This window comes from Nonomuraea phyllanthi, from assembly GCF_006334985.2.
GTDB classification, from domain to species: Bacteria; Actinomycetota; Actinomycetes; order Streptosporangiales; family Streptosporangiaceae; genus Nonomuraea; species Nonomuraea phyllanthi.
This window is the reverse complement of sequence record NZ_VDLX02000020.1, coordinates 60,552-75,835: the sequence shown is the minus strand read 5'-3', so window position 1 is coordinate 75,835 and position 15,284 is coordinate 60,552. Positions and strand designations below refer to the sequence as shown.

Here is a 15,284-nt window from a genome sequence, read left to right as displayed (position 1 = left end):
CACCCACGATCGCGGAGCGGGCGTTCCGGCACATCGTCCACCGGGCCGGTGGCGGGCTACGTCCCGGGGCGCAACACCGCGCGGGACGCTACTCCCCCAGCAGTATCCGCGTGTAGTCGTTGGCGAACTTGCCGCCGGGGTCGAGCCGGTGCACCAGCGCGCGGAAGCGGTCGGGGCAGGCGGGCCACCGGGTGAACAGCTTGCCCCAGTGCGGGCGCGGCTCGAACGGCGCCAGCGTCTCCTCCACCAGTTCCAGCACCGGCTGCACGGTCGCGACGTCCCGCACCCAGGTGAAGTGCACGCCCACGCTCTCACGGCCCCGGAAGGGGCTGAGCCACAGGTCGTCGGCCGCGATGGAGCGCACCTCGGAGATCTGCAGGGCGGGCCTGATGCGGTCGCCGATGGCGTACAGCTCGCGCAGCGCCTTGACCGCGTGGTCCCGGGGCAGGATGAACTCCGACTGCAGCTCGTCGCCCGCGCCGCTGGGCTCGGCGTCGTGCCGGAAGTGCGGCAGCCGCTCGTACCACGGCCCGGGGATGCCGAGCTGGACCGTGCAGTTGTCGGCGGGCATGGCGGGCAGCGGGTGGCGGGGCTGCTCGGCCGGGGTGGTGCCGTACCAGTCGGGGGCGGTCAGCTCGTCCGTGCGCTTGAGCCAGACGCGGGTCTCACGCCAGTCGGTGAAGAGGCTGACGCTGTAGCCGGCGGACATGATCTCGTCGAAGTGGGCGAGCGCGTCCAGGGTCAGGCCCTCGCGGACGTACTGGCGCACCTCGAAGGCCGGCACCAGGTCGAGGGTCAGGGTGGTGACGACGCCGAGCGCGCCGAGCGCCACGACGGCTCCGGGGAAGTCGGCGTCGCCGCGCGAGAACGTCAGCACGGAGCCGTCGGCGGTGACGAGGTCGAGCGCCGACACGGCGGAGGCGAGCCCCTGGACGGCGTCGCCGGAGCCGTGCGTGCCCGTCGCGACCGAGCCGGCCACGGAGATGTGCGGCAGCGAGGCCAGGTTCGCCAGCGCGAAGCCGGCCCGGTGCAGGATCGGGGCGAGCCGGGCGTACGTCATGCGCGCCGGCACGCGCGCGGTGGCCGCCGCGCTGTCGATCTCCACCGCGTCCGGCATCCGGTCGAGCACCACGAGATCGCCGGTGGAGTCGGCGACGTCGTTGAACGAGTGGCCGCTCCCGAGCGCCCGCACGCGGGAACCGGCCGAGACGAGCCGCTGGAGCTCGTCGAGTGAGGTCGGATGGTGAACGTTTTGCGCCCGAAATGCGGTGTTTCCCGCCCAATTGGTCAGCGTCACGGCCTTACCTTCCCACAACCCACCTTGTCAGCCCCGCCGGGGTGCCGCTACCTTCAGGTGCCGCTGACGGAGGTGCGCCGTGCTCTACCTGTCCGAGGCCATCGGCCTCGTCACGCTCGTGCTCTGGCTCTACTGCCTGCTCGACGTGATCACCACGCCCGACGTCCTCTGCCGGAACCTGCCGAAGATCGCCTGGGTGCTGATCGTGCTGCTCTTCCCGCTGGTCGGCTCCATAGCGTGGCTGGCGGCCGGCCGCCCCGAGCGGGCACAGGCCGTCACGCGGCCCAGCGCCTTCCCCGAGTACGACCGCCCCGGCCGCTTCGCCGCCACCGATCCCGACGACGACGAGGAGTTCCTGCGCCGCTGCCGCGAGCGGGCCGAGGAGCAGCGCAGGAACGCGCCCAAGAAGCCGCAGGAGGACTAGAGTCCCTGGGCCAGGCGGTAGTACGCCTGGTTCCAGCGCAACTCCTTGGTGAAGCGCTCGGTCGTCGTGTCGGCGTCGATGACCAGCAGCTCGACGCCGAGCATGTCGGCGAGATCGGTCAGCTCCTCGCGGCCGACGGCCGTGGAGAGCACCGTGTGGTGCGGCGCGCCCGCCGTGAGCCACGACTCGGTGGAGGTGCGCAGGTTGGGGCGCGGGCTCCACACCGCGCGGGCCACCGGCAGCTTGGGCAGCGGCTGCGGCGGCGTCACGATGTCGATCTCGTTGGCCACCAGGCGGAACCTGTCGCCCATGTCGGCCAGGCCGACCACGATGCCGGGCCCCGGCTCGGCGTCGAACACCAGCCGGACCGGGTCCTCCCTGCCGCCGATGCCGAGCGGGTGGATCTCGCACGACGGCGTGCCGGCCGCGATCGACGGGCACACCTCCAGCATGTGGGCGCCGAGGATGAGCTCGTGGCCGGGCGTCAGGTTGTAGGTGTAGTCCTCCATGAACGACGTGCCGCCCGGCTTCATGGCCTTGAGCGTGCGCAGCAGCACCGAGGTCTTCCAGTCGCCCTCGCCGCCGAAGCCGTACCCGTCGGCCATGAGCCGCTGCACGGCCAGGCCGGGCAGCTGGCGCAAGCCCCCGAGGTCCTCGAAGTTGGTGGTGAACGCCCGGAAGCCGCCCGCCTCAAGGAAGCCGCGCAGGCCCAGCTCGATCCTGGCCGCGTAGCGCAGCGACTCGTTGCGCTCGCCGAGCAGCTCGGGGGCCACGGCGTACTGCTCCGCGTACTCCTTGACCAGGGCCGTCACGTCCGCGTCGGAGGCCGCGTCCACCGCCTCGACCAGGTCGTTCACGCCGTACGTGTTGACCGAGACGCCGAAGCGCAGCTGCGCCTCCACCTTGTCGCCCTCGGTCACGGCCACGTCGCGCATGTTGTCGCCGAACCGGGCCAGCTTGAGCGTGCGCACCTCCGCCAGCCCCTTGGCCGCCCGCGCCCAGGTCTCGATGCGCTCGCCCACCGACGGGTCCGTGACGTGCCCGGCCACGGTCTTGCGCGGCACGCCCAGGCGGGTCTGCACGAACCCGAACTCCCGGTCGCCGTGCGCGGCCTGGTTGAGGTTCATGAAGTCCATGTCGATGGTGCTCCACGGGAGCTCCACGTTGGCCTGCGTGTGCAGGTGCAGCAGCGGCTTGCGGAGCGCGTCGAGCCCGGCGATCCACATCTTGGCCGGGGAGAACGTGTGCATCCACGCGATCAGGCCGGCGCACTCGTCGTCGGCGTTGGCCTCCAGCATCACCCGCCTGATCGCCGCGGCGTCGGTGAGCACGGGCTTCCACTCGACGGGCACCGGCAACTGCTCGGCGATGCGCTGGGACTGCTCCGCCACCTGGCGCAGCGTGTCCTCGCCGTACAGCCCCTGGCTGCCGGTCAGAAACCAGATCTTCAACGCGGGCTCCTCTGTCCGTAGACGTTCTGATAGCGGTCGTACAGGCGATCGATGTCGTCCTGCGGGATGGGCAGCGGCTCGCCGAGCTGCCTGGCCACGTGGACGGTACGGGCGACGTCCTCGCACATCACGGCGGCCTTCACCGCGGCCTTCGGGTCCTTGCCGATGCTGAACACCCCGTGGTTCTGCATGAGCACGGCCTTGGAGCGGTGCCCCTTGAGCGTCTCGACGATGCCCTGCCCGATCGAGTCGTCGCCGATCAGCGCGAACGGGCCGAGCGGGATCTCGCCGCCGAACTCGTCGGCCATCGCGGTCAGCACGCAGGGGATCGCCTCGCCGCGGGCCGCCCAGGCCGAGGCGTAGGTGGAGTGGGTGTGCACGACGCCGCCGACGTCGGGCATGTTGCGGTAGACGTACGCGTGCGCGGCGGTGTCGCTGGACGGCGAGTGCTCGCCCTCCACGAGGTTGCCGTCGAGGTCGCACACGACCATGTTCTCCGGTGTCAGCTCGTCGTAGGAGACACCGGAAGGCTTGATGACGAACAGGTCCTCGCCCGGGATCCGCCCCGAGACGTTGCCGGCCGTCCAGACCACGAGGTTGTAGCGCACCAGCTCCGCGTGGAGAGCCGCGACCGTCGTCCTCATCACCTCACTCCCTCGCGGGCTCACGAGCGGGCCTCGTTCCTGATGGCGCGGAGGGTGTGCAGCATCTTTCCGTCCCCGAAGAAGTCGTGAAGCTTGCGGTACTCGGCGTAGAGCCGGTCGTAGGCGTCGGCCCTGGCCTCGTCGGGCACGTACGCGGCCTCGGCGCGCTTGCCCATGGCCGCGGCGGCCTCCTCGATGCCGGGGTAGGCGCCGGCGGCGACGGCCGCGTGGATGGCCGAGCCGAGCGCGGGGCCCTGGTCGGAGCCGATGACCGACAGCGGGCGGCGCAGCACGTCGGCGTAGACCTGCATGAGGAAGCGGTTCTTCAGCAGGCCGCCGGCGACCACGAACTCCTGGACCGGCACGCCCGACTTCTCGAACGTCTCCACGATCATGCGAGCGCCGTACGCGGTGGACTCGATGAGCGCCCGGTAGACGTCCTCCGGCCTGGTGGCCAGGGTCTGGCCGACGATCACGCCGGAGAGGTTGTGGTCGACGAGCACCGAGCGGTTGCCGCCGAACCAGTCGAGCGCGACCAGGCCGTGCTCGCCGACGGCCTGCTTCTCGGCCAGCTCGGTCAGCCGCTCGTGGCTGAGGCCGGCGCCGAGGTTGTCGACGAACCAGGCGAAGATGTCGCCGACCGCCGACTGGCCCGCCTCGTAGCCCCACAGGCCGGGCACGATGCCGTCGCGGACGACGCCGCACATGCCGGGCACCTCGGCGAGCTGGTCGCTGGGCATGATGTGGCAGGTGGAGGTGCCCATGATGGCGACCATCTGGCCGGGCCTGACGGCGTCGGCGGCGGCCGCGGTGACGTGGGCGTCCACGTTGCCGACGGCCACGGCGGCGCCCTCGGGCAGCCCGGTCCACTGCGCGGCCCGCGCGGTCAGGCGGCCGGCGAGCCCGCCGAGCGGGGCCAGCGTGGCGCCGTTGACCTTCTCGCCCACCTCGCCGGTGGCGAGCTTGCCGGCGAACCCGGCGAAGCCGGGGTTGAGCTCGGCGAGGAACTCCTCGGAGGGATAGCCGCCGTCCTGGAAGATCCCCTTGTAGCCGGCGGTGCAGATGTTGCGGCTCTCCACGCCGGTGAGCTGCCAGATGATCCAGTCGGCCGCCTCGATCCAGCGCTCGGCCCTGGCGTACACCTCGGGGGCCTCCTCCAGGACCTGCAGGGCCTTGGCGAACTCCCACTCCGAGGAGATCTTGCCGCCGTAGCGCGGCAGCCAGCTCTCCCCGCGGCGCGCGGCCAGCTCGTTGATGCGGCCGGCGTGCGGCTGCGCCGCGTGGTGCTTCCACAACTTCGGCCAGGCGTGCGGCTCGTCGGGGGTCTCGAAGCACAGCGGCGTGCCGGCGGCCGTGGTGGGCAGCACGGTGCAGGCGGTGAAGTCGGTGCCGATGCCGATGACCTCCTCCGGCGCGACGCCGGCGGCGGTGACGGCGGCGGGCACGGCGATCCTCAGCACGTCGAGCCAGTCCTGCGGCGACTGCAGCGCCCAGTCGGGGCCGAGTTTCCTGCCGGAGTCCGGCAGGCTGTGCTCGATCACGCGGTGGGCGTACTCGTGCACGGCGCTGCCCAGCTCGGCGCCGTCGCTCACGCGGACCACGACGGCACGCCCGGACAACGTGCCGAAGTCGACGCCGACCACGTATCTGTTAGCGTTCACATTCCACTCCAGGGGTTTCTTCCGGTGGCATGCCCATCATCTACCGAGCGGGGGACGTGCTCGATCTCACCACGAAGCCGGGCGGCACGACCAGCCGCTCGTACGTGGCGGAGCCCAGGTCGATCTGGCGCAGCAGCACCTCGATGCAGTGCCGGCCCACCACGTCGAAGTCCTGCCTGACCGTCGTCAGCGGCGGCGAGAAGAACTCCGACTCCGGGATGTCGTCGAAGCCCACCACGCTGATCTGGTCGGGAACCCGCACGCCGGCCTCGCTGAGCGCGCGCAGCACGCCGAGGGCCATCTGGTCGTTGCCGGCGAACACCGCCGTGACGCCGTCCATCGCCGCCAGGCTCTTGCCCGCCTCGTAGCCGGCGCGGGGGCTCCAGTCACCGGCCAGCGGCTCGGGCACCGGCCGGCCCGCCTCCTCCAGCGCGGCCCGCCAGCCCTCGATCCGGCCCTCGGTCTCCAGCCAGTCGGCCGGGCCGCTGACGTGCCAGACCGTCTCGTGGCCCAGCTCCAGCAGGTGGCGGGTGGCCAGCCGGGCGCCCTCGATCTGGTCGATGCACACCACCGACACGTCGGCGCTGTGCGTGCCCTCGACCGCCACCGCCGGCATGCCCGGCGGCAGGTTCTCCAGGGCGCGCCCGGCCGAGCGCTGCGGCGCGACCACCACGACCCCGTCCACGCCCTGCTCGGCGAGGTAGTCGATGGCGTCGCGCACGCTGCCCGCGTCGATCGACTTCAGGCTGACGATGCTGATGAAGTAGCCCGCGGTCCTGGCCGCCTGCTCGATGCCGTAGATCGTGCTGGCCGGGCCGTACAGGGTGGTGTCGAAGCTGACCACCCCGAGCGTGCGCGACCGCTTGGTGACCAGGGCGCGGGCGACCAGGTTGCGCCGGTAGCCCAGCCGGGTGATGGCCTCCTCCACGCGGGCCCGGGTGTCGGGCCGGACGTTCGGGTGGTCGTTGAGCACCCGGGAGACCGTCTGATGCGACACGCCGGCTTCTTTGGCCACATCGGCCATGACCGGCAGACGGCGCTTGGGGGTCGTCACGGTCTCTCCTTTCGCTGGGCTCCAAGGATCTTAGTCAGCGCGATGCGCCCGCCCGGCGCTTGGTCCAGACGTCGAACGCCACGGCCGCCAGCAGGACGGCGCCCTTGACCAGCATGACGCGCTCGCTGGGCGAGCCGATCAGGGACATGCCGTTGTTGATGACCGCCATGATGAGGCCGCCGGTGATCGCGCCGACCACCTTGCCGACGCCGCCCTGCACGGCCGCGCCGCCGATGAAGGCCGCCGCGATGGCGTCCAGCTCGAAGGCGTTGCCCGCGGTGGGGCCCGCCTGGTTGAGGCGGCCGGCGAAGATGACGCCCGCGATGGCCGACAGGACGCCCATGTTCACGAAGATCCAGAACACGACCGACTTGACCTTGACGCCGGACATGACGGCCGCCTGGAGGTTGCCGCCGATGGCGTAGATCTGCCGGCCGAACACCGTGCGGTTGGCCATCAGCGAGTACCCGAGCACGAGCACGGCCAGCAGCACCAGCACCCACGGCAGGTTCTTGAACCGGGCGAGCTGCACGACGAGGAAGAGGATCAGCGCGGCGCCCGCGGCCAGCTTCAGCACGAACAGCACGAACGGCTCCACCGCCTGCCCATAGCTGCGCCGCGCGGTGCGCGAGCGCCACTGCGCGGCGGCCATGCCGGCGATCGCGACGATGCCGATCAGCAGGCTGAACAGGTCGGCGCCGCCGAGCGGGCCGAGGCCGATGTTGCCGAAGTAGCCGTTGGTGAAGCCGTTGGCCAGCGTGCGGACCTGGTCGGGGAACGGGCCGATGCCCCGGTTGCCCAGCACGGTCAGCGTGAGCGCCCGGAACAGCAGCATGCCGGCGAGCGTCACGATGAACGCCGGGATGCCGAAGTACGCGATCCAGTAGCCCTGCCAGGCCCCGATGAGCGCCCCGGCCACCAGCGTGATGAGCAGGGCCAGCGGCCACGGCAGGCCCATGTTGACCATGAGCACCGCGGCCAGCGCTCCCGTGACCGCCACCACCGAGCCGACCGACAGGTCGATGTGCCCAGCGATGATGATCAGGATCATGCCGATCGCGAGGATCAGGACGTAGGAGTTCTGGACGATGATGTTGGAGATGTTCTGCGGCGTGAGCAGCGCGCCGTCGGTCAGCACCGAGAACAGCACGACGATCAGCGCGAAGGCGATGTAGATGCCGCTGGATCGCAGGTTGAGCGACAGTCCGCCGAGCGACACCCGGCCCGGCCGCCGTGGCGCTCCTCCATCGCCCTGGGCGCCGACCTCCACGTCGGCGGGCGTGATGCTACTCATTTCTCCTGTCCCTTGGTCATCAAGTACATGAGGCTCTCCTGCGTGGCGTCCGCGCGCGGCACCTCGCCGGTGATGCGGCCCTCGGAGAGCGTGTAGATGCGGTCGCACAGGCCCAGCAGCTCGGGCAGCTCAGAGGAGATCACGAGCACCGCCTTGCCCTGGTCGGCCAGGCGGTTGATGATCGTGTAGATCTCGTACTTGGCGCCGACGTCGATACCTCTGGTGGGCTCGTCGAGGATGAGCACGTCGGGCTCCGTCAGGATCCACTTCGACAGCACGACCTTCTGCTGGTTGCCGCCGCTCAGCTTCCCGACGATGCTCTCGACGCTGGGCGCCTTGATGTTCATGCTCTTGTGGAACCGCTCGGCGACCTGGTACTCCTCGTTCTCGTTGACCCAGCCGCGCCTGGACAGCCCGGTGAGCCCGGCCGCCGAGATGTTGCGCTTGATGTCCTCGATGAGGTTGAGCCCGTACCTCTTGCGGTCCTCGGTGGCGTAGGCGATGCCGTGCCTGATCGCGTCCTGCACGTTGCGGACCTCGATCGGCTTGCCGTCCTTGAAGATCTTCCCGGAGATGTGCACCCCGTACGCGCGCCCGAAGACGCTCATGGCCAGCTCGGTGCGCCCGGCGCCCATCAGCCCCGCGAGCCCGACGATCTCGCCGCGACGCAGCGTGAGCGCGGCGCCGTCGACCACCTTGCGGCCGGGCTGGCTCGGGCTGTAAACCGTCCAGTCCTCGATGCGCAGCACCTCCTCGCCGATCGTCGGCTCGTGCGGCGGGAACCGGTTGTCCAGCGCCCGGCCGACCATGCCGGAGATGATGCGGTCCTCCGTCACGTGGTCGGACGCCATGTCGAGCGTCTCGATCGTCTGCCCGTCACGGATGATCGTGACGGAGTCGGCGATGGCGGTGACCTCGTTCAGCTTGTGGGAGATGATCACGCAGGTGATGCCCTCGTCCCGCAGGCCCCGCAGCAGGTCGAGCAGGTGGGCCGAGTCGTCGTCGTTGAGCGCGGCGGTCGGCTCGTCGAGGATGAGCAGCTTCACCTCTTTCGACAGCGCCTTGGCGATCTCGACGAGCTGCTGCTTGCCCACGCCGATGTCGGAGATGGGCGTCGTCGGGTTCTCGCGCAGGCCGACCCGCTTCATCAGCTCGGCGGCCTCGAAGTTGGTCCGGTTCCAGTCGATGAGGCCGCGCCTGGCGCGCTCGTTGCCGAGGAAGATGTTCTCCGCGATCGACAGCTGCGGGCTGAGCGCCAGCTCCTGGTGGATGATCACGATGCCGGCGTGCTCGCTGTCGCGGATGCCGCCGAACTCGCACTTCCGGCCCTCGAAGATGATCTCGCCCTCGTAGTCGCCGTGCGGGTAGACGCCGGAAAGCACCTTCATCAGCGTGGACTTGCCGGCGCCGTTCTCGCCGCAGATGGCGTGGATCTCGCCGCGACGGACGGACAGGTTGACGTTCTGCAGCGCTTTGACACCGGGGAACGTCTTGGTGATCCCGCTCATCCGCAAGATGTGCTCGGTCATATAGCCCCTCACTCAGGGGAACCCCGGGGACCCGGCGGGGTCCCCGGGGCCCGGCCCTTACTTGAGCTGGTCCTCGGTGTAGTAGTTGCTGCCGATGATGACGTCCTTGTAGTTGCTCTTGTCGACGATCACCGGCTCCAGCAGGTACGACGGGACGACCTTGTTGCCGTTGTCGTAGTCGGTGGTGTTGTTGACCTCGGGCTTGGTGCCCTTGAGCACGGAGTCGGCCATCTTCACGGTCTGCTCGGCGAGCTTGCGGGTGTCCTTGAAGATGGTGGAGTACTGCTCACCGGCGATGATCGACTTGACCGACGCGAGCTCGGCGTCCTGGCCGGTCACGACCGGGTACGGCTGGCCGCTGGTGCCGTAGCCGGAGCTCTTGAGCGCCGACAGGATGCCGATCGACAGGCCGTCGTACGGCGAGAGCACGCCGTCCACCTTGGTGCCGCCGGTGTAGGTCTTGGTGAGGATGTCCTCCATGCGCTTCTGCGCGGTGGCCGGGTCCCAGCGCAGGATGGCGGCCGTCTTGAAGTCGGTCTGGCCGCTCTTGATCTTCAGGGTGCCGTCGTCGATCTTCGGCTGGAGCACCGACATGGCGCCGTTCCAGAAGAACGTGGCGTTGTTGTCGTCGGGCGAGCCGCCGAACAGCTCGACGTTGAACGGGCCCTTCTCGCCGTCCTCGACGCCGAGGCCCTTGAGCAGCGAGGTGGCCTGCTGCACGCCGACCTTGAAGTTGTCGAAGGTGGCGTAGTAGTCGACGTTCGGGCTGTTGCGGATCAGCCGGTCATAGGCGATGACCGGGATCTTGTTGTCGGCGGCCTGCTGGAGCTGCGAGGTGATGGCCGTGCCGTCGATCGAGGCGATGATCAGCAGCTTGGCGCCCTTGGTGATCTGGTTCTCGATCTGGTTGGCCTGCGTGGGGATGTCGTTCTCCGCGTACTGGAGGTCGACCTTGTAGCCCAGCTTCTCGAGCTGCTGCTTGACGTTGTCGCCGTCGTGGATCCAACGCTCGGACGACTTCGTCGGCATGGTGACACCGATCAGGGCGCCGGCGTTCCCGGCGGCGGCGGAGGCGGAGGCCTCGGCGTCGACGGTCTTCGTGCTGGAGCCACAGGCCGTCATAGACGCGGCGAGCGCGATGGCGGACACCACGCCCCCGATTCGTCCCAACCTCATGTCTTCTCCTTGCATGGGGGTCACGGCAGCGCTGGACGCGGCGGCTGCCGGTAGAGCGAGGGATTCAGTCACAGAACGTGACGAATCAGAACAAAATTCTCATTCGTTACCCGCCGATTGTTATCGCTAACAACGTTCCTGTCAACGGGCGGGCATAACCTACCGGAAACTTTCAGATAACCTTTCGCCGAGGTCAGCGACGGGATCTCGCCGAGAACAGACGCTGTAGCAGGATGAACGCGAAGAGCAACATTCCGATGAAGATCTTCGTCCACCACGACGACAGTGTGCCCTCGAAACTGATGATCGTCTGGATCAGTCCCAGCACCAGCACTCCGAGCACGGTGCCGAGCAGGAAGCCGCTACCGCCGGTGAGCAGCGTGCCTCCGATGACGACGGCCGCGATGGCGTCCAGCTCCATGCCCACGGCGTGCAGCCCGTACCCGGAGAGCATGTAGAACGACAGCAGCACGCCGCCGAGCGCGGAGCAGAACCCGCTGATCGTGTAGACGGTGATCTTCGTCCTGGCCACGGGCAGCCCCATCAGCAGCGCCGACTGCTCGCTGCCCCCGGTGGCGTAGACCGCGCGGCCGAGACGCGTGTAGTGCAGCACGTACACCGCCGCCAGCACGACCACCACGGCGACGATCACGCTCGGTGAGATCCACATGTCGGCGAACAGGTCGAGCCTCGCCTGCGCGAACGCCGTGAACGTGGGATCCTCGATCGGGATCGACTCCGTGCCGATCGTGTAGCACAGCCCCCTGGCCAGGAACATGCCGGCCAGCGTCACGATGAACGGCTGGATGTCGAAGGCGTGCACGATGTACCCCATGACCAGCCCCAGCCCCGACCCGATGACCAGCACCAGCGGGATCACCAGGTACGGTGGCCACCCGGGCCCGGCCATGAGGCTGGCCGAGATCATCGTGGACAGCGCCACCACCGAGCCCACCGACAGGTCGATGCCCCCGGTCAGGATCACGAACGTCATCCCGACCGCCACCACGAGCAGGAAGGCGTTGTCGATGAAGACGTTGAGGATGACCTGGCCGCTGGCGAAGCCCTCGTAGCGGATGCCGCCGGCCACGAACATGGCCAGGAACAGGCACCCGGTCACGAGCACCGGCAGATACTTGGTGGGCACGCTCGCGCGGCCGACCGTCAGCGTGGTCATGCGGTCACCTGCACCTTCTCCTCGGCCGCCGGGCCGGCGGAGGGCACCTTCCCGCGCCTGCGGAACGCCTTCGCGCGGAAGGACGGGGACTGGATGAGGCAGACCGCCGTCACGACCAGCGCCTTGAACAGCAGCGTGGTCTCCGGCGGCACGCCGATCGAGTAGATCGTCGTGGTCAGCGTCTGGATGATCAGCGCGCCCAGCACGGTCCCGCCGAGCGAGAACCGGCCGCCGGACAGCGACGTTCCGCCGATCACCACGGCCAGGATGGCGTCCAGCTCGATCCACAGGCCGGCGTTGTTGCCGTCGGCGCTGGAGACGTTCGAGCTGATCATCAGCCCCGCCACGCCCGCGCACAGGGCGGCGAAGGCGTAGACCATGATGACGATCCCGCGCGCCCTGATGCCCGCCAGCCTGCTGGCCTCGGCGTTGCCGCCGACGGACTCGATCAGCATGCCGAGCGCGAGGCGCCGGGTCAGGAACGCGGTGATCGCCAGCACGGCGACCACGATGAAGATGCCGAACGGCACGGTCAGCCAGTAGCCGCCGCCGATCAGCTTGTACGCCGGGCTGTTGACGGTGATGATCTGCCCGCCGGTGATGAGCTGGGCCAGCCCGCGCCCGGCCACCATGAGGACGAGCGTGGCGATGATCGGCTGGATGCCGACCGTCGCGACCAGGAACCCGTTCCAGGCGCCCAGCACCAGGCAGAGCCCGAGCGCCGCCGCCACGGCGGTGAACAGGCTCGCGTCCTCGCTGATCTGCAGGCACGCCAGGGCGCCGGAGATCGCCACCACCGAGCCCACCGACAGGTCGATGCCGCCTGTCGCGATGACCAGCGTCATCCCGAGCGACACCAGGATCAGCGGGGCGCCGAAGCGCAGGATGTCGATCAGGCTCCCGTACAGGTGGCCCTCGGTGACCTGGATCGAGAAGAAGCTCGGCGTGAAGAACACGTTCAGCGCCAGCAGCAGCACGAGCACCACCGCCGGCCAGAGCAGCCGTCTCATGAGGCCCGGCCTCCGCTCGCGATCGTCTCCATGAGCACGTCCGTGGTCAGCTCCCCGTCGTTGGGCAGCTCGGCCACCAGCCGCCGGTCGCGCAGCACCTCGACCTTGTGGCTGAGCCGCAGCACCTCCTCCAGCTCGGCCGAGATGAACAGCACCGCCATCCCGCCGCCGGACAGCTCCGCCACCAGCCGCTGGATCTCGGCCTTGGCGCCGACGTCGATGCCCCGGGTGGGCTCGTCGAGGATGAGCAGGCGCGGCTCCAGGATGAGCCACCTGGCCAGCACGACCTTCTGCTGGTTGCCGCCGCTCAGGTCGCGCACGAGGTGCTCGGGGTTGGGCGGGCTGATCTTCAGCGCCTTGATGTACCGGCCGACCAGCTCGTCCTGCTGCTCGCGCGGCACCGGCCTGGTCCAGCCCCTGGTGGCCTGGAGCGCGAGGATGATGTTCTCGCGCACCGTGAGGTCGGGGATGAGCCCGTCTGCCTTGCGGTTCTCGGAGCAGAACGCGATCTTGTGGTTCATGGCCGCGCGCGGCGTGCGTAACGCCACCGGCGCGCCGCCGACCGCGATCTCGCCCGTGCCCGCGTGGTCGGCGCCGAACAGCAACCGCGCGATCTCCGTACGGCCCGAGCCGAGCAGCCCGGCCAGGCCCACGACCTCGCCCTCGTGGATGGTGAGCGTGAACGGCTCGATGGCCCCCGCCCTGCCCAGCTCGCGGGCCTCGACCAGCGGCCGGTCGAAGACCCCGGCCTCGCCGTGCATCCGCTCCAGCTCCTCGAGCTCCTGGCCGATCATCTTGGCGACCAGCTCCACCTGCGGGAGCCGCTCGGTCAGGTGCTCGCCGACCAGCCGGCCGTTGCGCAGGATCGTCATGCGGTCGGAGATCTCGTAGACCTGGTCGAGGAAGTGCGAGACGAACAGGATGGCGATGCCCTCCTCCTTGAGCCTGCGCATCACCCTGAACAGCTGCTCGACCTCGTCGCCGTCCAGGCTGGAGGTGGGCTCGTCCAGGATCAGCACCCGCGCCTCGATGTCGATCGCCCGCGCGATGGCCACCATCTGCTGGATGGCCAGCGAGTACGTCGACAGCGGCGCCGACACGTCCAGGCTGAGCTCCAGCCGGGCCAGCAGCTCGCCCGCCCTGGCCCGCATGCGCTTCCAGTCGATGCGCCCGCGGCGGCGCGGCTCACGGCCGATGAAGATGTTCTCGGCCACCGAGAGGTTCGTGCAGAGGTTGACCTCCTGGTAGACGGTGCTGATGCCGGCGTGCTGCGCCTCCAGCGGGCTGGCGAACGCCACGGGGGCGCCGGCCAGCTCGATGGTGCCCGCGTCGGCGGGATGCACGCCGGTCAGCACCTTGATGAGGGTGGACTTGCCCGCGCCGTTCTCTCCCATGAGCGCGTGCACCTCGCCGGGCAGCAGCCTCAGGTCCACGCCGTCCAGCGCCTTGACGCCCGGAAACTGTTTGCCGATCCCGCTCATCGTCAGGACCGGCGCGGGTGCGATCATCTCGCCCCTTTCTAGGTCGGCTCCGTGTGGGCTCTCATGCCGCCCGGCGGGTCAGTACTGGCGGGAGGACAGGGCGTCCTTGGCCTGCTCCTGCGTGAACGTGGTCTCCTCGGTCACCACGCGGGCGGGCACCTGCTCGCCCTTGACGACCTTCTTGGCCAGGTCCATCAGCTGCGGGCCGAGCAGCGGCGAGCACTCGACGATGTAGTTGATCTTCCCGTCGGCCAGCGCCTGCATGCCGTCCTTCACCGCGTCCACGGTGATGATCTTGATGTCCTTGCCCGGCACCTTGCCGGCGCCCTCGATGGCCTCGATCGCGCCCAGTCCCATGTCGTCATTGTGCGCGTAGAGCACGTCGATGTCCGGGTTGGACTTCAGGAAGGCCTCCATGACCTCCTTGCCCTTGGCCCGGGTGAAGTCACCGGTCTGCGAGGCGATGATCTTGAACTTGGAGTCGGCCCCGATGATCTCCTGGAACCCGGCCTTGCGGTCGTTGGCCGGCGCCGAGCCCGTCGTGCCCTGCAGCTCGACGATGTTGACCGGGTCCGTGCTGTCCTTGTACTCCTCGACCAGCCACTGGCCGGCCTTCTTGCCCTCCTCGATGAAGTCGGAGCCGAGGAAGGTCTTGTAGAGGGTCGTGTCCTTGGAGTCCACGGCGCGGTCGGTCAGGATGACCGGGATCTTCGCGTCCTTGGCCTCCTTGAGCACCGTGTCCCAGCCCGACTCCACCACCGGCGAGAAGGCGATGACGTCCACCTTCTGCTGGATGAAGGAGCGGATGGCCTTGATCTGGTTCTCCTGCTTCTGCTGGGCGTCGGAGAACTTCAGCGTGATGCCCGCGTTCTTGGCCGAGTCCTGCACGGACTTGGTGTTCGCGGTCCGCCAGCCGCTCTCCGCGCCGACCTGCGAGAAGCCCATGGTGATCGCGTCGTCGCCGCCACCGCCGCCGCTGCCACTGCCGCCACCACAGGCGGACACCGAGAGGGCGGTGAGTCCGGCGATCACTAAGGCCGAGATCCTCTTCAACACGTGGGGGGTCCCTTCTGATGTGAGCGCTAA

Annotated in this window: 13 protein-coding genes; 1 reads left to right on the top strand and 12 read right to left on the bottom strand. The window is 69.3% G+C overall.

All coding sequences use genetic code 11. The annotated features are described in order from the left end of the window. Positions 1–88 precede the first annotated feature (88 nt). Positions 89–1,297 (bottom strand): FAD-binding protein, encoded by a 1,209-nt coding sequence (locus FH608_RS39800; RefSeq protein WP_139635598.1) that lies wholly within the window; start codon positions 1,295–1,297, stop codon positions 89–91. 79 nt (positions 1,298–1,376) lie between these two features. On the opposite strand from FH608_RS39800, the gene FH608_RS39795 reads away from it, so the two are divergent. Then, positions 1,377–1,721, top strand: a complete 345-nt coding sequence (locus FH608_RS39795) for a PLD nuclease N-terminal domain-containing protein (RefSeq protein WP_139635597.1) — start codon at positions 1,377–1,379, stop codon at positions 1,719–1,721. On the opposite strand, the gene araA is transcribed toward FH608_RS39795, so the two are convergent. The 11 genes from araA to FH608_RS39740 all read right to left on the bottom strand — a co-directional run bounded on the left by araA (position 1,718) and on the right by FH608_RS39740 (position 15,254). Further along, positions 1,718–3,172 (bottom strand): L-arabinose isomerase, encoded by a 1,455-nt coding sequence (gene araA / locus FH608_RS39790; protein ID WP_139635596.1) that lies wholly within the window; start codon positions 3,170–3,172, stop codon positions 1,718–1,720. The genes FH608_RS39795 and araA overlap by 4 nt on opposite strands. Continuing rightward, complete coding sequence (locus tag FH608_RS39785; protein WP_139635595.1) at positions 3,169–3,816, bottom strand: L-ribulose-5-phosphate 4-epimerase; 648 nt, start codon at positions 3,814–3,816, stop codon at positions 3,169–3,171. Before FH608_RS39785 ends, araA begins: the two co-directional genes overlap by 4 nt. Before the next feature lie 20 nt (positions 3,817–3,836). Beyond that, the gene (gene araB / locus FH608_RS39780; RefSeq protein ID WP_139635692.1) at positions 3,837–5,459 is read right to left on the bottom strand and encodes a ribulokinase; all 1,623 of its coding nucleotides are present in this window, start codon (positions 5,457–5,459) and stop codon (positions 3,837–3,839) included. A 58-nt stretch (positions 5,460–5,517) separates the two neighbouring features. Then, the gene (locus FH608_RS39775) at positions 5,518–6,531 is read right to left on the bottom strand and encodes a LacI family DNA-binding transcriptional regulator (protein ID WP_226900307.1); all 1,014 of its coding nucleotides are present in this window, start codon (positions 6,529–6,531) and stop codon (positions 5,518–5,520) included. Positions 6,532–6,565: 34 nt separating this feature from the next. After that, complete coding sequence (gene mmsB / locus FH608_RS39770; RefSeq protein ID WP_193318890.1) at positions 6,566–7,825, bottom strand: multiple monosaccharide ABC transporter permease; 1,260 nt, start codon at positions 7,823–7,825, stop codon at positions 6,566–6,568. Continuing rightward, positions 7,822–9,354, bottom strand: coding sequence for a multiple monosaccharide ABC transporter ATP-binding protein (gene mmsA / locus FH608_RS39765; protein ID WP_139635594.1), 1,533 nt, complete (start codon positions 9,352–9,354; stop codon positions 7,822–7,824). Before mmsA ends, mmsB begins: the two co-directional genes overlap by 4 nt. A 57-nt stretch (positions 9,355–9,411) precedes the next feature. After that, positions 9,412–10,530: a multiple monosaccharide ABC transporter substrate-binding protein gene (gene chvE / locus FH608_RS39760; protein WP_139635593.1), complete on the bottom strand. Its 1,119-nt coding sequence runs from the start codon at positions 10,528–10,530 to the stop codon at positions 9,412–9,414. A 193-nt stretch (positions 10,531–10,723) separates the two neighbouring features. Then, the gene (yjfF, locus tag FH608_RS39755) at positions 10,724–11,707 is read right to left on the bottom strand and encodes a galactofuranose ABC transporter, permease protein YjfF (protein WP_139635592.1); all 984 of its coding nucleotides are present in this window, start codon (positions 11,705–11,707) and stop codon (positions 10,724–10,726) included. Continuing rightward, positions 11,704–12,717: an ABC transporter permease gene (locus tag FH608_RS39750; RefSeq protein ID WP_139635591.1), complete on the bottom strand. Its 1,014-nt coding sequence runs from the start codon at positions 12,715–12,717 to the stop codon at positions 11,704–11,706. Before FH608_RS39750 ends, yjfF begins: the two co-directional genes overlap by 4 nt. Continuing rightward, complete coding sequence (locus FH608_RS39745) at positions 12,714–14,225, bottom strand: sugar ABC transporter ATP-binding protein (protein WP_139635590.1); 1,512 nt, start codon at positions 14,223–14,225, stop codon at positions 12,714–12,716. The genes FH608_RS39750 and FH608_RS39745 overlap by 4 nt, the downstream gene beginning before the upstream one ends. 51 nt (positions 14,226–14,276) lie before the next feature. Beyond that, the gene (locus FH608_RS39740; protein ID WP_139635589.1) at positions 14,277–15,254 is read right to left on the bottom strand and encodes an ABC transporter substrate-binding protein; all 978 of its coding nucleotides are present in this window, start codon (positions 15,252–15,254) and stop codon (positions 14,277–14,279) included. Positions 15,255–15,284: the final 30 nt, after the last annotated feature.

Bases quoted from the DNA above. Each gene is read 5' to 3' on its own strand.
- FH608_RS39745 (WP_139635590.1), bottom strand. From the start codon at position 14,225: ATGATCGCACCCGCGCCGGTCCTGACGATGAGCGGGATCGGCAAACAG.
- mmsB (WP_193318890.1), bottom strand. From the start codon at position 7,825: ATGAGTAGCATCACGCCCGCCGACGTGGAGGTCGGCGCCCAGGGCGAT.
- FH608_RS39750 (WP_139635591.1), bottom strand. From the start codon at position 12,717: ATGAGACGGCTGCTCTGGCCGGCGGTGGTGCTCGTGCTGCTGCTGGCG.
- FH608_RS39785 (WP_139635595.1), bottom strand. From the start codon at position 3,816: ATGAGGACGACGGTCGCGGCTCTCCACGCGGAGCTGGTGCGCTACAAC.
- mmsA (WP_139635594.1), bottom strand. From the start codon at position 9,354: ATGACCGAGCACATCTTGCGGATGAGCGGGATCACCAAGACGTTCCCC.
- chvE (WP_139635593.1), bottom strand. From the start codon at position 10,530: ATGAGGTTGGGACGAATCGGGGGCGTGGTGTCCGCCATCGCGCTCGCC.
- yjfF (WP_139635592.1), bottom strand. From the start codon at position 11,707: ATGACCACGCTGACGGTCGGCCGCGCGAGCGTGCCCACCAAGTATCTG.